Consider the following 21,315-nt stretch of genomic DNA (forward strand, 5'->3'; position numbering starts at 1 on the left):
CTTAAAAACTCTACATCAATAACTTGTTAAGTTATTTGTAAGTTACAATAAACCCATTGCAAATTTGTAATGGGTTTTTATATTCCACGCTACAATTTCACATTTTTGTCATAAACCCCACGTAGTATATATCCCGAAATAGAGTTATTGCTCAAAAAAAGCACTCAAATAGACAAATATATTACTATTTATTAAAAATATATTGCAGTTGTATTTTATTTGTAACGAATAAATAAGGTACACTAGTAACGGATTTTGAAAAATGAACTTAAACTGTTTATTTTGCAAAATTTAAAATAAAAATATAAAAATTTAATTAATAACTACACGGGAAAATTAAATGAAAACTCAATTACGCAAAACAGCTCTTTCACTTGCTATAGCAGCATGTGTTGGTGTGAGTGGCGCTGCAATGGCTAACGAAACGTCATCATCTGTAAAAGGTCAAATTACAGGGCCAAATGGTAGTCCTGCGGTCGGTACTAAAATTACAGTTATACACGTCCCATCAGGTTCAACTAAAACGACAACAGTGAATGAAGCTGGTAGCTTTTCATCTAAAGGGTTACGTGTTGGTGGTCCATACAAAATAATTGTAGACTCAGATAAATTTCAAGATACTGAGCTTGAAAATATTTATTTAACACTAGGTCAAACCTATCCAGTTACTGTTGCTTTGAGTTCAGAACAAATGGAGCAAATTGTTGTAACAGGTGCACCTATTAGTTCTCAATCTGGTGGTACAGGCCCTGCGTCAACATTTTCATTAAGTGATTTAGAAAACAAACCAGCCATCAATCGCGATTTAAAAGATATAATCCGAGCAGACCCTCGAATTTACATTGACGAAACAAATGCTGGCGCGATTAATTGTGGTGGTGGTAACCCTCGATTTAACAGCCTAACCCTTGATGGCGTTCGCATGAACGATAACTTTGGTTTAAATTCAAGTGGTTACCCTACAGAAAGAATCCCTTTTTCTTTTGATTCTATCGCTCAAGTTGCAGTAGAGCTTGCTCCATTTGATGTTCAGTACGGTGGCTTTACATCATGTAACATCAATGCAGTAACTAAATCTGGTACAAATGAACTTACTGGTGGTTTCTTCTATGATTACACTAATGACTCACTGTCTGGAGATTCAATTAAAGGTAATAAGCAGGATCTAGGCGATTACTCAGAAAAACGTTATGGCTTTAATGTAGGTCTTCCTCTTATAGAAGATAAGTTATTCCTATTTACATCATACGAAAAATTAGAAGGCGCAGAAATTTTTGAGTACTCACCTTTTGTAAATGGTCGTATAGATCAAGCGACTATTGATCGAGTAACACAAATAGCGATTGATAACTATGCATACGATCCAGGTTCTTTAATCCCAAGTATGCCTGTTGAAGATGAAAAAATCTTAGTGAAGTTAGATTGGAATATTAATGATTCCCATCGAGCAAGCTTTTTATACAATTACAATGATGGCTTTGCAATTTCACAATCAGACACTGGTTCAGAGCGTTTAGCTCTGTCTAACCATTTCTATGAACGTGGTGCAAAGTTAGAATCTTATGTAACTTCATTCTACTCTGATTGGACTGATAATTTTTCTACTGAAATCCGTGTAGGATACTCAAAGCTTGATAATCGTCAAAACTCTATAGATGCAGCATCAGGCTTTGGTGAATTCCAAATCAACACAGGTGATGTAACTGTTTACCTTGGTCCGGATGATTCACGTCAATCAAACAAACTTAATTACGATAACTTATCGCTTAAACTTGCCGGTACTTATTACTTAGAAGAGCATGAAATCTCGTTTGGCTACGAACGAGAGGAACTAGATGTTTTCAATTTATTTGTACAGCATAGTCAAGGTGAGTACCGTTTCAACTCTATAACAGATTTTGAAAGTGGTTTAGCTGATCGTATATATTACGGTAATGCGGCAAGTCAAAATCCAGATGATGCTGCTGGTGAGTTTAAATATGCTTTAAATACTTTATATGCTCAAGATAAATTTGATTTAGTTGACTACGATGTAACGTTTACTGTTGGTCTTCGTTATGACTGGTATGCGAGTGATGATACTCCAACATTCAACCAAAATTTTGAAGACCGCTATGGTTATTCAAATAGTCAAAATCTTGATGGTGTTGATTTATTGCAACCTCGTTTAGGTGTTAACTGGATTTATAATGACCAATTAGAGTTACGTGGTGGTATTGGCTTATACTCAGGTGGTAATCCAAATGTGTGGATTTCTAACAGTTATTCGAACGATGGTGTGCGTAATGTCCAAGTTCGCGGTGACGATTTACAAATCTTAGGTGCTGACACGATAGCATTTAATGGCAATGGTCAACCTGGCTACGATATTCCTCAAAGTTTATATGATACTGTAGGGCTAGGTGGTGCAGATGCTGATGTAAATGTTACTGACCCTGATTTTGAAATTCCATCAGAGTGGAAGTTTTCACTAGGTGGTACCTATATCACTGAAGATAACTATGTATTTAACGTAGATTATTTATACACTGATAAGAGAAACTCAGCGATTGTTCAAAATTTAGCATATGAACAAACTGGAACGGCCCCTGATGGACGCCCTATTTATAATGGTGGTTCAGACTTCCTGTTAACAAACGTTGATGGTGACGATGCATACTCTCATATATTATCATTTGGTATGAGTAAATCGTTTGATAATGGAATTGATCTATCTCTTTCATATGCTTATACAGAGTCTAAAGACGTACATCCAATGACAAGCTCTGTGGCATTCTCTAATTACCATGGGATTGCTGTTTCTGACTCAGAAAACCCAGGTGTTGCTACATCAAATTATGAGATTCCACATCGCTTCACGATGTCATTAGCTTATAGCTATGAGCTATTTGACGGTTATGACACTAAATTTAACTTATTTGGCCAAGCATCGAAAACATCGCCGTATTCTTACTCATTCGAAAATGAAAATAATTTCACTTTTGGATATAATGATAATGCTCGTCAATTATTATATGTACCAACGGTTGACGATAGCACTGTTAGCTATGGACCTGATTTTGATTTAACAGCATTTAATGATTGGATTAGTAGTGAAGGTCTGAGCCGCGGTGAAATACTAGAGCGAAATAGTATTGATGGTGATTGGTGGGTTACTTTTGACTTAAAAGTAGAACAAGAGTTTGCAGGGTTTAAAGAAGGCCACAAAGGCGCTGCATACTTTACTATTGCCAATATTGGTAATATGTTAAATGATGACTGGGGTGTGTTAGAAAGCGGTTCATCTCTTCAAAGTGCCGTAACAGCTGATATTGTTGATGGTAAATATGTTTACAATAGCTTTAACAATCCAGCAGGAACAAGTATAGAAGTTAACCCTTCTCTTTGGGAAATGCGAGTAGGTATCAAATACGATTTCTAATTTAGAACTGTAACCTAAAACATCTTTTAAAAGCCCACTTTGTGGGCTTTTTTATGCCTTTAATTTATTATTTAACTTTTCAAAAATAGTCACTAACACTTCGTATTCTTCGTTGGTTAAAGTGCTCAGCAATTGTTTTTCCCAATTCAGTGCATCGGGCGTTATTTTTTCATATAAGCTTTTCCCTGCTTTGCTCAGTACAAGTAAGGCCGCGCGTTTGTCTTGCTCATTTAACTCACTTCTCACTAAACCTTTATCTATTAAAACTTTTACCGCGCGTGACACGGTCGACTTGTCCATATTTGCTTGCGCGCATAAATCCTTTGCGTTGCTTTGGCCATACTGCGCTAAATTAGCAAGTATTCGCCACTGGGGAATATTTAAACCGTACTTAGTTTGATAAACCTCGGCAAAGTCGTTACTTACACGTGTTGCTACATTCGTTAATTGATAAGGTAAAAACGTTGCTAAATCAATTTTCATTTTTAGTTATCCCAGCTTTGTAAGGTTTACCTTGGTGTTCATTAATATTTACGCAGATGCGCAGTTGCACATTTGATATTAGTCTCACTTGAGAGTATCTTAACTGAAATAAAAATAATATTAAACCAACCCCTCTCACAGGAGTCAGTAATGGCGACACAATTAAGTTATATGACCGGTTTTGGTAATGAATTTGAAACACAAGCGCTACCCGGTGCATTGCCGATAGGACAATTTAGCCCACAAAAAGTTAAATACGATTTATACACCGAGCAATTTAGTTCGACTGCATTTACGGCTCCTCGCGCTTCAAATCGCCGCACTTGGTTTTACCGCCTTCGTCCGTCTGTAGTGCAAGGTGATTACCAAGCAATTGATAACGGCCTAATAAGAACAGCCCCAATCACTGAAGCCGTAACACCACCAACAATGCTACGTTGGAACCCTATTGATATGCCCTCGCAACCTACTGATTTTATTGATGGCTTGGTAACGATGGCAGCTAATGGCAGCGCTAATGGGCAATCTGGTATTGGCATTCATGTATATGTCGCTAATCAGTCAATGCAAGGGCGTTACTTTTGCAATGCTGATGGAGAAATGCTGTTTGTCCCTCAGCAAGGTGAGTTATTAATTCACACCGAGTGCGGCAAGTTAAGTATTAAACCAGGTGAAATTGCTGTTATACCCAGAGGAATTAAGTTCTCTGTTGATTTAATTGATGATACAGCCCGTGGTTATATTTGTGAAAATTATGGCCATGCGTTAGAGCTTGCAGAGCGAGGACCTGTTGGTGCCAACGGTTATGCGAACGACAGAGACTTTCAATACCCCGTTGCTGCCTTTGAAGATAAAGAAGGTGACTTTGAGCTTGTTTCCAAATTTAACGGTAATTTATTCAGCTGTGAAATAAAGCACTCTCCTTTTGATGTTGTTGCATGGACAGGTAATAGCTCACCCTATAAATACGACTTATCGCGTTTTAATGTAATGAATACAGTGAGCTTTGATCACCCCGACCCGTCTATATTCACTGTGCTAACCTCTCCTTCTGCTACTGAGGGTATGGCAAATGTCGATTTTGTGATATTTCCACCGCGTTGGATGGTAGCCGAAAATACATTCCGCCCGCCTTATTATCACCGCAATATTATGAGTGAATTTATGGGCTTAATTGAAGGTGTGTATGATGCAAAAGAGCACGGCTTTGTACCTGGTGGCGCAAGTTTACACAATTGTATGTCGCCACATGGGCCTGAAGCCGACGTATTTGAAAAAGCGTCAAACGCTGAGCTTACACCACAAAAATACGAAAACACATTGGCCTTTATGTTTGAGTCGCGCTATATAATTTCACCGACAAAATATGCATTAGAAGGACAAGAGCGCCAACCAAATTACACCGATTGCTGGCGTACTATTAAAAAACAATTTACAGGTTCACAGGGTTAATTATGAAATTATACAGCTACTTTCGCTCATCAGCGGCTTATAGAGTGCGTATAGCGCTTAACTTAAAAGCAATCGATCATGAACTTGCTATTGTTAACCTTTTAAAATCAGAGCAGCTTGGGGAAGAATACTTAGCGACTAATCCGCAAGGGTTACTACCTGCACTTGAAACCGATGATGGTGTTTTAGCACAATCGCTTGCAATACTGGAATGGCTTGATGAAACTTATCCGCAATCGCCATTAATTACAGGAACTGCGTGGCAAAAAGCACAAATAAGAAATTTAAGCTTTGCCATTGCCTGCGATATTCATCCTGTTAATAATTTACGCGTGCTGAAGTATTTATCGAACGAATTAGGTGTTGATGACGAGGCTAAAAATAAGTGGTATCGACATTGGATAGAAGTTGGTTTTGAAAAAATAGAACTGATGCTAAACGAAAATGATGACTACTGTTTTGGTAATCAACCAACACTTGCTGACATTTGTTTAGTGCCGCAAGTATTTAATGCAATTCGTTTTAACGTAAATATGAGCGCTTATCCAAAAATTGCAGCTATTTACGAACACTGTAATAAATTAGCTGCATTTAATGATGCTGCACCGCAAAATCAACCCGATGCAAATTAAGCTAGTTCAGTAACTAACTAGAGTTCAGGTTAGCTAGCTTTGTAGCGCACTATGAATAACCGTAATGTGCTCAATTAAATCTAAGCCCAGATCAGTTAAATATCCGCCATCTGGGCTATCTATAATCCCTTTTTCAAATAAACGTTGCGCTGCACTAAGTAAGCTTGGCTCTGCGTCTGAGTGTAATTTAATACCCTGCATTTTACTGTCGCGAGGAAACTTCGCTAATAGTGTGAATTCTTCGATCATTGTTTGATTAAATTGCATTGTGTGCACCTTTTTATTTGAATCCAAGTTGTTCTGTGAGTAACTAAGTTTATAATTAAAATCACTTTGTGTACTTTACACTAGCACGTTTTTTAGCTTAATGTATTATTTTTAACCCTCCCTATTTAAAGGCCTCTAATGCGTAACTTTTTAATTCTATGCTTTTGTTTTAGCAGCTTATCGTATTCAATACTTAGTGAAGCAACAACCCTTAAAACCCATTCAATTATTGATGCAAACCAGTTTGTAAATGAAGAATCAAACTGTTGGTACGACAACAAACGCTATAGCGAAGGCGCATTAATACAAATTCACTCATTTACACTTTTGTGCGGTGCTAAAACACCCCAGCACAGTAACAGCCAACTCATTTGGCTTAAAATAGATAAACAGGGTAATGCTATTTACCCAACAGCTCCTAAAACAATCACTGTGAATTAGCGCTAAAAGATGATTTGAGCTACAATGCACGCAGTTTAAATAAGTAGTATGGCTATGGATAATCAACCTAAAAACCCTTTACATGGGGTAACGTTAGAACAAATACTTGTTGAGTTAGAACAGCGACTTGGCTGGAGAACACTTGGCGAGCAAGTAAAAATCAAATGCTTTACTGATCAACCGAGCATTAAATCGAGTTTAAAGTTTTTGCGTAAAACGCCTTGGGCTCGCGATAAAGTGGAAGCACTTTATATTCACACTATAAATAACAAACCTATTCGTAGACCAAAAAGTGCGCCGAGAGAAACATCTTCTCAAGCGCCGGATACAACAGGGTTTGTTTGGCCATCAATTAAAAAATGATGTAAAAAAGGAGCTAATTTAGCTCCTTTTTTGATTGTAATTAGCGCGATTTATTGCTCTTTGCAAATCACATTTAATGAGGCCGGCTCAATAGTAATAACGAGTTTGTGAGCAGTTTTAACTTCACCGTCAAGTACGTACTTAAGCTCTCCTTCGCCTGTCACCTCGACTCTTTTAGCATTTGTATGATGCGAATTTATAGCTAAATGTGTTTGCGTTAAACTGCTAAACATCAGTTCTGCAATACTCAATATTGTCGTAGAATTTTCATTATTTGGTGTTAGCCAATTCACATCAAGAAGCCCGTCACTATGATTTGGCTGCCCACCACCTTGAGCCAATAACGTTGTAAAAGGCGCAGCATTAGCCACAATAAAGCTATTTGTACATATTTCTTTCGGCTCATTATCATCGAGTTTCACACTAAGTAACTGTGATTTTTGCTCGCCAAACGCTTCAAAAAAGCCATTTAAATAGGCAAGTTGCCCCGACTTATTTTTCGACTCTCTATCTGCTTTTTCTATCATAGATTGCTCAAAACCAATACCCGCGAGTAGTAGTACTAATTCGTTATTACAATAAGCTGTATCTATTGTGCTTGTTTGACCATCTATAATTAAGTCACAAGCTTGTTCAACAGGAATAAATTTAGAGCTAATCCCCATCAACACATGCGCAAGTGCGTTTGCAGTCCCCATTGGTATAATACCTAGCTTACATTGTGTATTTACAAGTACGCTTGCAACTTCGGCCACTGTACCATCGCCTCCACACGCTACTATTATGTCTGGTTTTTGCGTAATCGCTTGTTTAGCCAGCTCAATACCGCTTACGTCTTGTGAAGTAGTAAGTACTTTTAAATCGTAATAGGCCGATAACCGCGCAACAATTAAGTGCTCTTTTTCTTGCCATAATCGTGTACCAGATACTGGATTTGCAATTAAAACTGCTTTGTTTTTAATCAGCAGCTCGCCTTTTTTATGACGCTTAGCTAAATGACGAAGCTGATGCTTATTTAAGTTTGCGGTTTCGCGGGTTTCCTTTATTTGTGCAAGTACTTCATGTACATCTGCATTTTTGTTTTGACTCAATAAATAAGCCGCCATTACAAAAACAGAGCGCCCACGGCCTAAAGCACAATGTACAACTACGCGACGGTTTTCTTTAATATGATGATGTATCCAATTAATAGCCTGATTTAACTGAGAATGGGTAGGAATACTATGATCGAGCACCGGAATGTTTAAGTAATTTATATTCTCTTGTGTTGAACTCCACTCGAGTCCGTCGAATTCACACGTAACGTCTAAAATTGCAGTAATTCCGTTATCTTTTAATGTGTCTATGTCTGAGGGAAATAATCGGCAAGCTAAAAATAGGTTTTCGTTTATTTTTTGAATTGGCGGCACTTTATCGCGCTTACGTGACCAGGCATTATAAATTTGCACACCAAATAAAAATGGCACAAACGCCCAACGTATATAAAATGGGATCACCCCATTTTCACGTTTTCTAAATATTTTTGCTGTATTAAAAATATATGCGGTACTCACTAATAAAAGTGACAGTGCAGTCCAATAAAAAACAATAGCAAAGTAAACAGAGTTTACTTCCCAACCAATAAAAATAAGTAGTAATGCTAAAAGTGAATAACCAATTGCAGCCCACATAGTTTCTCCTTTGTGTAAATAATTCCGATTTTCTAATTTTAATTTAAACGGCTTTATGTACTCTTTTGCAAATATCACGCCATATAAATGGCATTTTAAATTCAAATTAAAATAATAGGTTATTGATATGTAATGTTAATAATAAAATAAATTTAAGTGCAATCTGCTCTTTGTGCATTTTTTACAAACATGTGAATAAATTATACTTACACGTCTAAATTTCAAACACTGATCGGTTATTGCTTGTACTAACGTATAAAGCAGCTAATCTAAAAATCAATTAAATTTTTTGCATCCAAATCACACTCTCAACCGTTTACTCAATGATAATAAGAAAAACAGGACCCCTATGGATAACGATGATTTACTCCCTCTTTTGTGCGCAACAGCACAAGGAGACAAAAATGCTTTCTCAAGTTTATATCAACAAACTAGCGGCAAACTTTTTGCTATTAGTTTAAATATGCTCACTAACAGAGCTTATGCGGAAGAGGCACTACAAGACGCTTTTATAAAAATTTGGCATAACGCATCTGAATATAACGCCTCTAAAGGCACCGTTATTAGTTGGATGATAAGTATAGTTAGGTATAGAAGTCTTGACTCACTGCGCTATCACAAAGTACGGAAAGAGCAGTCGTTAGGCGATGACGAATATGAAAATGAAAATGAAAGTGTTGACGTTAATTACGATGAAGAAACGAAACTGGTTAATTGTATCGAACAGCTTGAGCCGCAACAAAAACAAGCTATTCACTTAGCTTATTATAAGGGGCTGAGTCATAGCGAGTTAGTGGATCATATAGAAACGCCATTAGGTACAGTTAAAAGCTGGATCAGGCGTGGGCTTATGCAGCTACAAAGGTGTTTAACATTATGAATTATAATAAACCCGAACTATTAGACGCGCTTGCTGGGCAGTACGTGCTTGGCACACTTAGAGGGCTTGCCCGTAAGCGTTTTCAGCGTCTGTTACTTAACTCAAATCAAGCACGTGAAGCAACAAGTCTATGGGAGCAAAACCTAAACAACTTAGCGAGTGCTATCACACCGCAAACGCCACGTGACGATGTATGGGTAAATATACTACAGCGTATTGAAAACAGGCCACAAACAAGTAAAACAGTCATACATACCAAGCCTTCAATTTGGCGTACATGGTCTTTTGTGGCAACTGCTGCGTGTATTGTTTTAGCCTTTTTGGTTATTCAACCTAGTACCAATGTTATGCACACGCAACAAATTGCTTTGGTTCAAAATCAAGATAAACAATCATTATGGTTTATTGATGTTAACGAGCAAGGGCTCTCAATTAAAACCAGTAGCCAATTGGTTGCCCAAACTAACAAAGATTATGAGTTGTGGATGATTTTAAAAGGGCAAGATGCACCTATTTCACTGGGTTTACTTCCCAAGCAAGGCAGTAAAATATTATTAAAAGATAACCGTTTTAACGCAAGTGATATTGCATTGCTAGCCGTAAGCTTAGAACCTATTGGCGGCTCGCCAAATGGATCTCCTACTGAGGTACTATACACCACAGAGCTGGTACTTTTATAACCCTACTATTATGACCAAAGTTGGCTGCTTAAATAAAGCAGCCAACCTTCTTCAAAACTTTTTTAACAAAAAATAAAAATAATTTAACTTTTTTGCATCCAATTTAAATCCTGCCCCGTTATTAGCTATGACTTCAATCAAAACTAAAGGACAAAGTCATGAAAGCTTTAACTCCATCAATACTCGCAGTAGTAATATGTAGTACGTTTGTAAGTGCACCAAGTGAAGCATCAAGCCACAGAGAAGCGCCAAATATAAGCCGTTTCCCGACTTTAGACTCAACCGATTTTTATGTATTTAATAGTTACGAGCAAGGTCGTGATGATTTTGTAACATTAATTGCTAACTATATCCCACTGCAAGACGCATACGGCGGTCCTAATTACTTTGCAATGGACCCAGATGCTACCTACAGCATTCATATAGATAACGACGGCGATGCTGTTGAAGATATTACATTTGCGTTTAACTTTAAAAGCATGCTTCCTAATGATAACCAAGGTGTGCAATTAACTGTTGGACCTGAAGGTAATCAACGCACCGTGTCTGTACCGCTTAAAAATGTAGGCGGTGTATCTGCCGGTGATGACAGCGCTGCAAATTTTAGTGAATCATACACAATGAGCATGATTAGCGGCGCGCAGCGTACTGGCGAAACAACGGTATTAAACAACACAGCATCAAACTCAAGTACATTTTCTAAACCACTTGATTATGTGGGCAATAAAACATTTGGTTCAATGAGCGATTACCAAACTTACGCTGACCAATTTGTGTATCAGGTTTCAATTCCTAACTGTGAAAGCATGGCACAAGTTTTTGTAGGACAACGTAAAGACCCATTTGTAGTTAACCTAGGTAAAACATTTGATTTAGTTAACTATGTACCTGTAGAGGGTGATAGCGCCCCTGGTGCTGGTGACGGCGGCGGTTTTCCAGGTGGTATAACACAATCAGCTGATAACGACGACCTTGCAGATAAAAACGTAACGTCAATCGCTATCGAAATACCTAAGAGCTGTATTGTTGGTGAAGGTAACGGCGTAATAGGTTCGTGGACAACAGCAAGCCTACCTCAAGCTCGCGTATTAAACCCTAATGCTAAATTTGCTAATAACGCCGTTAATGGTGGTGCTTTAACACAAGTTTCACGCTTGGGTAGCCCGCTTGTAAACGAGCTTGTAATTGGCATTAAAGACAAAGACACATTCTCTACTGCTCACCCTAAAGATGATGCACAATTTTTAGATTATGTATCTCATCCAGCACTACCAGAGTTATTAAACATTTTGTTTAAAGATGCTGTTAATACGACCCTTGGCGCAAGCTTAGAAACACTGGCACCCACAAACTTCCCGCGTACTGATTTAATCACTGCATTTTTAACAGGTTTTGCAGGCGTTAATCAACAAGCAACTGTAACACCTTCAGAAATGCTACGTTTAAATACAGGCATTGCAGCAACAGCGCAAGCTGATCAATCTGCATTTGGTGTAGCGGGTAATGATTTAGCCGGCTTCCCAAATGGTCGTCGCCCGGGTGATGATGTGGTTGATATTGCACTTCGTGTTGTGATGGGTCGTTTATGTCATCCTATTCCTGTAAATGGTGAAGACACTGATTTAGGACTTTGTGCACCAGAGGATGCTAATACAGGCACAGTGCCATTTACAGACGGCGCACCTATTGATGCAACAATGATGGATTCATCATTCCCATACCTTGCAACACCGCTTGCTGGCTCTAAATAAGGAGTAAAATAATGCGTAATTTAAAAACTACCCATATTTGTGTTCTCCTCAGTGCATTAACATTGGGAGCATGTAGTAGCGATGATGATAAAAAACAGCCTACTCCGGTTGTAAACACAGCGCCTACAGCAAGTGATGCAATACTAACTACACAAACTGAAGTAAGCATTACCGATATGCTTAGCGCAACCGACAATGATGGCGATTCACTGACTTACTCGTTAACAAGTGAGCCAACTATTGGAACTGTTACCGTTAATAGCGATGGTAACTTTACCTACACACCGAATAAAGAAGTGACAGGTTCAGATAGTTTTATGTTTGGTGTAAGTGATGGCGTTAATTCGCAAGTAACTGCAACAGTGAACATTACAATTGACGCACTACAAGTCGACTTTGCTCAATTTGCAACCGATGCATTTAATCAAGCCCCAAATGCAGAGCCGTTAACTGTTAACGGTCGGGTGTTTACAAACACCGATACCGATGTTGATGGATTAATTTCAACAAACGGTAACTAACCAAGTAATTAAGCTGACAGGCCATGGATGGCTTTTTTCAAAGGATATTTATAATGCATTTATCAATTTTTAAGTCCGTCGCATTTATTACTTTATGCCTAACACCCCTTGCGTTAAGCGCTGCGCCTTTTACCCCAAAAGATGATGCAGTTATTGCTAAAAGTAATTCAACGCTTAGTGCTTCCCTCTCTGTTGACGAGATAAATACATTAGTCACTAACAGCCAATATGCCGGCCAAACAGAGCGCTTACAGGGGCTACTTAAAACCCGTTTAGCCCAGCTATATAAACAAACACCCTCATCTCAAATTGGTTACTTATATGCTCGCGTTTTACAAAAAGAGCACCTTTTCAACGAAGCTATTGATATTGCTAACAACGTTTTGATTAAAGAGCCAAAACATAGTAATAGCCATTTATTGCTAGCCAATATATTTATGACTCAAGGTAAGTTCGCACAAGCAAAAAAACACTGCGTAGCCTTAATTGGGCAAGTAAGCACTATTACTGCTAGCACCTGTGTACTCGATGTACAAAGCCAACATGAAAGCGTTTTAGACAGCTACCAAGCATTAGTAAAAATTATAAATAATAATCAAACTAGCCTAGCTACAAACCATGTTTTAAGTGAAATGAGCTATCGTTTAAATAACTACAAACAAGCATTGTCTCACTTACAAAGTGTAGATTTAGTTCAAGCCCCTGTGAGCCTAATTGTTTTATGGGCCGATATTCAAATTGCTCTAAATCAACCACAACAAGTATTAAATACATTAAGCGTACTGCTTCCTGATAAAAGTAATTTAGAGGATGCTATTTTGCTAAGACTTTCAATCGCAGAAAAAAAACTAAATAAACGCGATAAAAAATGGCAAAATACAATGGCGCAAAGAGTTACACTACGAGAGCTTCGCAAAGATTCTTTTCATGCAAGTGACTTAGCTAAATATTACCTTGATGTACAACCAAATCGCGAAAAAGCACTTTACTGGGCTCATATTAATTGGCAACAGGCTAAAATGAGCACCGATGAGCAATTACTTATTCAAGCAAAAGCGATGCAACGAGACACACTATGAAAACGCCTTATCTATTTATACTCACTTTAATGCTGTGCATTTTTTCAACTTACAGCTTTGCCCATCAACTAAGTACAAGTTATATAACCTTAAATAGCGAGAACAATAACGACACCAACAAAAACCAATACACGGGTACCTGGCAAATTAATATAGCCGACTTAGAGCACGCAGTTCCTCTGGATTTAGATAAAAACGGGCAAATTTCGTGGACAGAAATAAAAGCAAAACGCAGCTCAATTAATAACTTCATTGAAGAAAATTTAAATATCACGCAAAACGCGCAATCATGCCCTTTAAAAAGTGAAGGTATCTATCAGCTAGATAACCATTTTAATCAGCCTTATTTGGTTATTCCGCTGCTGTTTAGCTGTGATGACAATAAAGTAATCTCCCTTTCTTATTCTGCTTTTTTTAATACCGATGCCAATCATAAATCCATCGTAAATATAAACGGTGTATCTCGTGTATTTAATATCAACGAGGCACAACAAACGTTCAGCTTTGAGCAAACAAGTTATTTGAGTACGTTTAATCAATACGTGTATCAGGGTGTTTTACATATTTGGATTGGTATTGATCATATTTTATTTTTAATCGCCCTGTTACTTACCTGTGTTTTAAAACGCAGCGATAAAGCATGGCAAGGTATTAGCTCTAAAAAACAAATTATTAAACACACAGCATGGATAGTAACCGCGTTTACGCTTGCGCACTCTATTACGCTTACCGCAACAGCTATGAACTTAGTCTCACCAAATAGCCGCTGGGTAGAGCTTGGAATTGCTATATCGGTTTTATTTGCAGCATTAAATAATGTGTGGCCGTTGGTACTTCGTTTAGGTTGGCTTACTTTTGCTTTTGGTTTACTACATGGGATGGGATTTGCGAGCGTACTTGGCGAGCTTGGCTTGTCGAGCGACTATCAACTGCTTAGTATATTGGCGTTTAATTTAGGCGTCGAAATCGGTCAACTTAGTATCTTACTAGTAGCCTTACCAATACTCATTTATGTACGACACTACACTTGGTATAAAAAGTGGTTAATGCCAATGGGCTCCGTTGCTATCGCAATCATTGCACTTCAGTGGTCAATCGAGCGATTTTAAATAGACTAAAATAAAAAAGCTAGCCAAAGTATTGGCTAGCTTACTTTTGGTTATTTATTTTGAGCGTTACTGCGCTTTATCAAATGGCATCAGTAATGTTTTCATCGCCGGGCGAAGCGCTATTAGTACTGTTTCTTCGGTTAACTCTGGGTAGAGTAACTTTCTAAGTAATAACCCTGCCATCATCGAAAAAATAACATTAATTCGACTTTCAAGTTCAAGCTCATCAATGTCTTTGAGCGCACTTCGCTCGCTAGTTAAAAGCTGTCTCATGCGCCCGCGTGCTTGAGTATCCATATCACGTAGCAATGAAGCTACTTTAACATTTCGACCTGCTTCAGCCATCATATCTAAATCAACTACACATGCCCCTGTGTCCATGTGCCTTTGCACACCAATGTTTAAGCCATCTAAAAGAGCTGCTAAAACATCACCTGGGTGATCTTCAAACTGTTGGAAGATAGAAAACATTTCTTCCATGTCTTTTTCAATAATGCTTTCTATAATGGCTTCTTTACTTTCAAAGTAATTATAAATATGGCCCGCACTCATCCCTGCCGTTTTAGATATTTCAGCCATGCCTGCACCGTGGTAACCTTTTCGGCGAAAACACTCTGCAGCAGCTGTTAGTATTTGTTCGCGCCTAGCCAGTGCTATCGCGGGATCTGTTTGCCTTTTTGCTTTAGGCTTCATGTTCAACTCCACTACCAAGTCATAAACTCAGTAAAGCAAGAGCTATAAATAGTCTCGCTATATAAATATGTAATGCGGCTTTAAAAGCCGCAAATATTATTTCTCTTCCTGAGCTGTTTCACTGGTTACGTTCCATCCGCCACCAAGCGCTTTGTACAAGTTAATTTGGCTTGCAAGATACGCTTGCTGACCCGAAATTAACTGTTGCTGCGCGCCGTACCATGTACGCTGAGCATCAAGTACTTGCAAGTAGCTATCTGCGCCTTTTTCGTAACGCATTTTTGATAAATCAAATGTGATTTGTCGGCTACTTATAAGCATATCAAGGGCACTTAATTGCTCTTGGTAACCTTCTCTATCAGCAAGTGCATCGGCAACTTCGCGAAACGCATTTTGAATTTTTTGCTGATAAGTAGCCACTGCAATTTCTTGATCAGCTTTTGCTACATCAAGATTTGCTTGGTTACGTCCCATATTAAAAATAGGTAGGCTAATTGACGGCACAAAACTCCATGTACCCGAGCCTGAATCAAACAAGCCACTTAAATCACTTGAAGCAGACCCGGCATTGGCTGTTAAGCTAATACTTGGATAAAACGCTGCACGTGCAATACCAATATTGGCATTTGCAGCAAGCATTAAATGCTCAGCGGCTTTAATATCAGGGCGTTGCGATAACAGGTCAGACGGTAAACCGACCGGCACTTCTGGCATACTGATCAAGTTAGTCAGGTCTTTACTAGGCAGTAAATCAGCTGAAACAGATTTACCCACTAATAAATCTAGGGCACTTTTATCACGCTTTAACAAACGTTTGTACGTTGCTATGTCTACTTTTGCTGTAGCAACTGTACTTCTAAGCTGCTCAAGGGTAATTGAAGAAGTTGCACCTAAATCAAAACTTTTTTGCGTAAGCGATAATGACTCTTGCTGAGAGGTGAGCGTTTCTTTTGCAAGCTCTAGCAGTTGTAAGTCCGTCGCGTAACTAAGCCACGCATTTGCCAACTCTGAAATTAAAGACACCTGCGTACTGTATTGGCTAAGCTCTGTAGAGTATAAATTTTGGAGTGCTTGCGCTGATTGATTGCGTACTTTGCCCCAAATATCTAACTCGTAAGACGTAATGCCCACTGTTGCACTGTATTGCGAGCTAATAGCTGCATCGCCAGTACCCGACAAATCAGCCGGTAAACGCTGGCGCGTACCAGAAGCATTTAAATCAAGCGACGGATACAAAGCAGAATCTTCGATTTGATACAAACCACGAACACGCTGCACATTAAGCACTGCAATTTGCATGTCTTTATTGTGCTCAAGGCTTTGCGTAATTAAGGTTTGTAGCTTTTCATCATTAAAAAACTGCTGCCAATTTAATTGCTGCGCAGCGCTTTGCTCAGTACCTGATGCATAAGCATCAGATACTGGTAGAGCAAGGTCTTTTTGCTCTGGCGCTAATTGACAACCACTTAGCACCAATAAAGCAATTGCACTTAGGCTGAATGTTTTAATGCTCATTCTGCGCTCTCCTTTGTTGTCTCGTTAGTTTTACCAGGGAATACACGGCGAACTAACACAAAGAACAACGGTACAAATACAACAACTAATATTGATGATGCGAGTGTGCCGCCAATAATCGAAATACCTAACGCATTTTGCGCACCAGAACCCGCACTTGAGGCAATAGCAAGCGGTAAAACACCACAAATAAAGGCCATCGAAGTCATAAGTATTGGACGTAAACGTAAGCGTACAGCTGCAATAGCCGCATCAACTAAGCCAAGCCCATCATCCATTTTATGAATTGCAAACTCTACAATCAGTATCGCATTTTTAGATGCCAAACCAATGGTGGTCAACAAGCCTACCTGCAAGTAAATATCGTTAGATAAGCCACCGCCTAGCGCTGCCATAATTGCACCAAATATACCCAGTGGCACAATCATCATTACCGCAAACGGTACCGACCAACTTTCATAAAGTGCAGCTAAACATAAAAATACAAACAATAGCGATAAGCCATATAGTAAAGGTGCTTGACCACTACTTGAGCGCTCTTGGAATGAAATACCGGTCCACTCAGACGAAATACCATTAGGTAATTGTTTAACTAAACGCTCCATTTCATCCATTGCTTGGCCTGTACTGTAACCCGGCGCTGCACTACCTTGAATTTCCATTGCTGAAAAACCATTGTAACGCTCTAAACGTGGCGAACCATACGTCCAGTAGGCACTAGCAAACGCTGAAAACGGCACCATATCGCCATTGTCATTGCGCACATACCATTTATTTAGATCCTCAGGCACCATGCGCGATTGTGCATCACCTTGCATATACACTTTTTTAACTCGACCACGGTCAATAAAGTCATTCACATAACTACTACCCCATGCTGTCGAAAGTGTACTGTTAATATCGTTTTGCGACACGCCAAGCGCTTCGGCTTTTGCCAAATCTGTATCAAGTTGTAGTTCTGGCATATCTTCTTGTCCATTTGGACGTACGCCCGCTAAAATTGGACTTTGGCTTGCTAAACCTAATAACTGATTTCGTGCCGCCAAAAGTGCGTCATGGCCAAGGCCTACACGGTCTTGTAAGAAAATATTGAAGCCATTAGCAGTACCCAGTTCAACAATTGCAGGTGGCGGGAATGCAAACACAAACGCTTCTTTTATCGTTGAAAAGTACCCCATCGCTTTACCTGCAACACCTTGAACAGATAACTCGTCACGTTGACGCTCATCCCAATGTTTAAGGTTAACAAAGGCAATTGCTGAGTTTTGGCCAGAGCCTGCAAAACTAAAACCAGTAACGGTAAAAATACCATTCACAGCTTCAGATTGATCGTTTAAAAAGTGATTTTCTACCTTCTTAACAACCTCAAGCGTTTGTTGTGTTGTAGAGCCTGCCGGTAATGATACTTGGTTAAACAAAATACCTTGGTCTTCGTCAGGTAAAAATGCCGTTGGCAAGCTTGAGAATACATAAACCATACCGCCCACAATCACGCCATAAATAAGTAAGTAGCGTTTAGAGTGCGTAAGCATACGGCCTACAAAGCTTTGTGCACCTGAATTTGTTTTATCAAAACCACGGTTAAAGCCTGTAAAAAATCGGCCAAATAACGTCTCATTGTTATGTACATGGCTTGGTTTTAAAAGCGTTGCACACAATGCAGGCGTTAAAATAAGAGCAACTAAAACAGATAACCCCATCGCCGATACCAGTGTTATAGAAAACTGACGATAAATAATACCGGTAGAACCACTAAAGAATGCCATTGGGATAAATACCGCAGAAAGCACCATGGCAATACCTACCAGCGCGCCTTTAATTTCATCCATCGATTTACGCGTAGCTTCAAGTGCCGAGAGTTTTTCCTCGGTCATTAAGCGCTCAACGTTTTCTACAACAACGATTGCGTCATCTACCAATAAGCCTATGGCAAGTACCATCGCAAACATCGTTAGCGTATTTATTGAATAACCAAAGGTGTACAAAATACCAAACGTACCTAGTAAAACCACTGGCACTGCTATTGTTGGTATAAGTGTTGCCCTAAAGTTTTGTAGGAACAAATACATAACTACAAAAACAAGTACAACAGCTTCAATTAAGGTGTGAATAACTTTTTCGATAGATAACGATACAAACGGCGTTGTGTCGTAAGGTATAACAGCATCTAACCCTTCAGGGAAAAACGGTTTTAGCTCTTCAATTGCTTTTTTAACTCCAGCGGCAGTATCAAGTGCGTTAGCACCACTGGCTAGTTTAATACCTAACCCTGATGCAGGTTGCCCATCGTAACGAGCAACAACGCGGTAGCTTTCACCGCCAAGCTCTACTCTAGCAACGTCCTCTAGACGTACAAAAGAGCCATCTGGATTAGTTTTAATCAATATTTGTTCAAATTGCTCTGGCGTTTGTAATCGACTTTGCGCTGTTACTGTTGCATTAAGTTGCTGACCATCAACGGCAGGCATACCGCCAAGTTGACCGGCAGATACTTGTGCATTTTGCGCACTAATTGATGCACTAATATCAGCAGGTGTCAGCTTATAATTTTGTAACTTTGAAGGGTCTAACCAAATACGCATCGCGTACTGAGAACCAAACAGCTGCACTTCACCTACGCCTTCAACACGCGAGACAATATCTTGCACGTTTGATGAAACATAATCGCCAATATCAATATTGGTCATGCTGCCATCTTTAGACACAAAAGCATAAACCATTAAAAAGTTACGCGCTGACTTTGCAACTACAACACCTTGCCTTTGAACGGCTTCTGGTAATAGTGGAGTCGCTGTCGCTAGTTTATTTTGCACTTGAACTTGTGCAATATCAGGGTCAGTTTCAGCGCTAAATGAAAGTGTAAGCGTAGCAGAACCACTCGACTCAGACGTAGATGACATATAAAGCAGGCCATCAAGTCCTTTCATTTTTTGCTCAATAACTTGCGTTACCGTATCTTCAAGTGTACGTGCAGATGCACCAGGGTACGTTGCAGTAATACTCACTGCAGGTGGTGCAATTGAAGGATACTGCGAAATAGGTAAACTCCTAATCGCCAAAATACCTGCAAGCATCACTACAATAGCGAGTACCCAAGCAAATATCGGTCTATCGATAAAAAATCGTGACATTAAAACTCTCCGTTATTGCGCTTGATCGGCTTTAGTAGACGATTGAATTTCAGATGGATTCACTGGTGCACCAGGGCGGATTTTTTGTAAACCTTCAACTATTAACTTATCGCCATCCATTAAGCCATCAGTAACAAGCCAATCAGAACCAATAGTTCTATCTACTTTTAATACGCGGCTTTCTACTGTGTTGTCTTTGCTGACAACCATTGCTGTTGGTTCGCCTTTTGAATTACGGCTAACACCACGTTGCGGAGCTAAAATAGCACCCGCCTTAACACCTTCCACAATAGAAGCTCGGGCATACATGCCTGGCAGTAATAATTTTTCTGGGTTTGAAAATTTAGCACGTAGTATTACTGAGCCAGTACTTGGATCAACTGTCACTTCAGAAAACTGCAATGTGCCTTTATGAGGATAAACAGAGCCATCTTCCATAATAAGTTCAACGTCAGTTTGGCTAGTCGAATCAACACTTAGAGCACCTGATGATATTGCTTTTTTAAGTTTGGTAAGCTCATTACTTGATTGTGTTAAATCGATATAAATTGGATCTAACTGAGTCACTGTAGCAAGTGCAGTACTTTGGTTAGCACTAACTAGTGCACCTACAGTTACGCTTGATTTACTAATTTGACCACTAATTGGTGACGACACATGGCTGTAATCAAGGTTAATTTGCGCCGATTTTAACTGCGCTTTAGCCGTTAATAATTCTGCTTTTGCTTGTTTGTATGCAGCATCTGCTTCATCAAAGTCTTGCTGACTTACCGCTTTTATTTTTAAAAGCTCGCTAAAACGAGATGCTTTAGCTTTACTACTTGAAATACTCGCCTGAGCACGTGCAACACTTGCTTCACTTGCTGCTAAGTCTGCTTCAAATGTCGCAGGGTCTATTTGATACAGAGCCTGGCCTTGTTTAACCTCTTTACCTTCAACAAATAAACGAGATTGCACAATACCACTTACTTGTGGGCGAATTTCAGCAATTTGAAATGCACTGATACGACCAGGAAGTTCTTTTTTGAGAGTAAGCGCTTGGCTTTTTAATGTAAGTACACCCACTGGTACAGCTTTAGGAGCTGAAGCTTGTGACTGCTCAGCAGCCTGATCGCAACCAGTTAAAGCAACAGAACCGACGAGGGCTGACAATACAAATAAAGCGATGCGGGAACGCTGCATGTTAAATACCTTTTAGTTTAGAGTGAACGATCATTCTAAATTAAA

18 protein-coding genes are annotated in these 21,315 nt (G+C 39.2%); 11 read left to right on the top strand and 7 right to left on the bottom strand.

Features of this window, described 5'->3' with window-relative positions; translation table 11 throughout:
• Window positions 1-340 precede the first annotated feature (340 nt).
• Window positions 341-3,421 (top strand): TonB-dependent receptor, encoded by a 3,081-nt coding sequence (locus I6F42_RS02145; RefSeq protein ID WP_197150542.1) that lies wholly within the window; start codon window positions 341-343, stop codon window positions 3,419-3,421.
• A 51-nt stretch (window positions 3,422-3,472) separates the two neighbouring features.
• On the opposite strand, the gene I6F42_RS02150 is transcribed toward I6F42_RS02145, so the two are convergent.
• Window positions 3,473-3,904, bottom strand: coding sequence for a MarR family winged helix-turn-helix transcriptional regulator (locus tag I6F42_RS02150; protein ID WP_197150544.1), 432 nt, complete (start codon window positions 3,902-3,904; stop codon window positions 3,473-3,475).
• A gap of 150 nt (window positions 3,905-4,054) precedes the next feature.
• Between I6F42_RS02150 and hmgA the strand changes: the two genes are divergently transcribed.
• Together hmgA and maiA are read left to right on the top strand one after the other, a co-directional pair.
• Entirely contained in the window at window positions 4,055-5,356 is a 1,302-nt protein-coding gene (gene hmgA, locus I6F42_RS02155) for a homogentisate 1,2-dioxygenase (protein ID WP_197150545.1), read from the top strand.
• A gap of 2 nt (window positions 5,357-5,358) precedes the next feature.
• Window positions 5,359-5,988 carry a maleylacetoacetate isomerase gene (maiA, locus tag I6F42_RS02160; protein ID WP_197150548.1) on the top strand — a complete coding sequence of 210 codons (630 nt, stop codon included), beginning with the start codon at window positions 5,359-5,361 and terminating at the stop codon, window positions 5,986-5,988.
• A 33-nt stretch (window positions 5,989-6,021) separates the two neighbouring features.
• On the opposite strand, the gene I6F42_RS02165 is transcribed toward maiA, so the two are convergent.
• Window positions 6,022-6,255, bottom strand: coding sequence for a TIGR02647 family protein (locus tag I6F42_RS02165; protein ID WP_007582405.1), 234 nt, complete (start codon window positions 6,253-6,255; stop codon window positions 6,022-6,024).
• A 138-nt stretch (window positions 6,256-6,393) separates the two neighbouring features.
• Here I6F42_RS02165 and I6F42_RS02170 point away from each other — a divergent pair, with 138 nt between their 5' ends.
• Window positions 6,394-6,696: a DUF1496 domain-containing protein gene (locus I6F42_RS02170; protein WP_008134362.1), complete on the top strand. Its 303-nt coding sequence runs from the start codon at window positions 6,394-6,396 to the stop codon at window positions 6,694-6,696.
• A 54-nt stretch (window positions 6,697-6,750) separates the two neighbouring features.
• Entirely contained in the window at window positions 6,751-7,059 is a 309-nt protein-coding gene (locus I6F42_RS02175) for a VF530 family DNA-binding protein (protein WP_010553962.1), read from the top strand.
• A 50-nt stretch (window positions 7,060-7,109) separates the two neighbouring features.
• Here I6F42_RS02175 and I6F42_RS02180 read toward each other — a convergent pair whose 3' ends face one another.
• Window positions 7,110-8,729: a diacylglycerol kinase family protein gene (locus tag I6F42_RS02180; RefSeq protein WP_197150560.1), complete on the bottom strand. Its 1,620-nt coding sequence runs from the start codon at window positions 8,727-8,729 to the stop codon at window positions 7,110-7,112.
• A gap of 349 nt (window positions 8,730-9,078) precedes the next feature.
• On the opposite strand from I6F42_RS02180, the gene I6F42_RS02185 reads away from it, so the two are divergent.
• The 6 genes from I6F42_RS02185 to I6F42_RS02210 all read left to right on the top strand — a co-directional run bounded on the left by I6F42_RS02185 (window position 9,079) and on the right by I6F42_RS02210 (window position 14,749).
• Complete coding sequence (locus I6F42_RS02185) at window positions 9,079-9,609, top strand: sigma-70 family RNA polymerase sigma factor (RefSeq protein WP_008171354.1); 531 nt, start codon at window positions 9,079-9,081, stop codon at window positions 9,607-9,609.
• On the top strand, window positions 9,606-10,289 hold the full coding sequence (locus I6F42_RS02190; protein ID WP_197150573.1) for an anti-sigma factor domain-containing protein: 684 nt from the start codon (window positions 9,606-9,608) through the stop codon (window positions 10,287-10,289). Before I6F42_RS02185 ends, I6F42_RS02190 begins: the two co-directional genes overlap by 4 nt.
• A gap of 158 nt (window positions 10,290-10,447) precedes the next feature.
• Window positions 10,448-12,040 carry a DUF4331 domain-containing protein gene (locus tag I6F42_RS02195; RefSeq protein ID WP_197150576.1) on the top strand — a complete coding sequence of 531 codons (1,593 nt, stop codon included), beginning with the start codon at window positions 10,448-10,450 and terminating at the stop codon, window positions 12,038-12,040.
• Between the two features lie 11 nt (window positions 12,041-12,051).
• A complete protein-coding gene (locus I6F42_RS02200; RefSeq protein WP_197150582.1) occupies window positions 12,052-12,561 on the top strand; it encodes an Ig-like domain-containing protein in 510 nt (169 codons plus the stop codon).
• A 53-nt stretch (window positions 12,562-12,614) separates the two neighbouring features.
• Window positions 12,615-13,640 (top strand): hypothetical protein, encoded by a 1,026-nt coding sequence (locus tag I6F42_RS02205; protein ID WP_197150586.1) that lies wholly within the window; start codon window positions 12,615-12,617, stop codon window positions 13,638-13,640.
• Window positions 13,637-14,749, top strand: coding sequence for a HupE/UreJ family protein (locus tag I6F42_RS02210; protein WP_197150589.1), 1,113 nt, complete (start codon window positions 13,637-13,639; stop codon window positions 14,747-14,749). Before I6F42_RS02205 ends, I6F42_RS02210 begins: the two co-directional genes overlap by 4 nt.
• Window positions 14,750-14,815: 66 nt before the next feature.
• Here the strand turns inward: I6F42_RS02210 and I6F42_RS02215 are convergent, their stop codons facing one another.
• The 4 genes from I6F42_RS02215 to I6F42_RS02230 all read right to left on the bottom strand — a co-directional run bounded on the left by I6F42_RS02215 (window position 14,816) and on the right by I6F42_RS02230 (window position 21,270).
• Window positions 14,816-15,442 carry a TetR/AcrR family transcriptional regulator gene (locus tag I6F42_RS02215; RefSeq protein ID WP_007582392.1) on the bottom strand — a complete coding sequence of 209 codons (627 nt, stop codon included), beginning with the start codon at window positions 15,440-15,442 and terminating at the stop codon, window positions 14,816-14,818.
• Window positions 15,443-15,538: 96 nt separating this feature from the next.
• Window positions 15,539-16,957, bottom strand: a complete 1,419-nt coding sequence (locus tag I6F42_RS02220; protein WP_007582391.1) for an efflux transporter outer membrane subunit — start codon at window positions 16,955-16,957, stop codon at window positions 15,539-15,541.
• A complete protein-coding gene (locus I6F42_RS02225; RefSeq protein WP_197150594.1) occupies window positions 16,954-20,088 on the bottom strand; it encodes an efflux RND transporter permease subunit in 3,135 nt (1,044 codons plus the stop codon). The genes I6F42_RS02220 and I6F42_RS02225 overlap by 4 nt, the downstream gene beginning before the upstream one ends.
• Window positions 20,089-20,100: 12 nt before the next feature.
• Entirely contained in the window at window positions 20,101-21,270 is a 1,170-nt protein-coding gene (locus I6F42_RS02230) for an efflux RND transporter periplasmic adaptor subunit (protein WP_010553970.1), read from the bottom strand.
• Window positions 21,271-21,315 lie beyond the last annotated feature (45 nt).

The sequence above is a fragment of the Pseudoalteromonas sp. SWYJZ12 genome, from assembly GCF_015864395.1.
In the GTDB taxonomy this organism is placed as follows: Bacteria; Pseudomonadota; Gammaproteobacteria; order Enterobacterales; family Alteromonadaceae; genus Pseudoalteromonas; species Pseudoalteromonas arctica.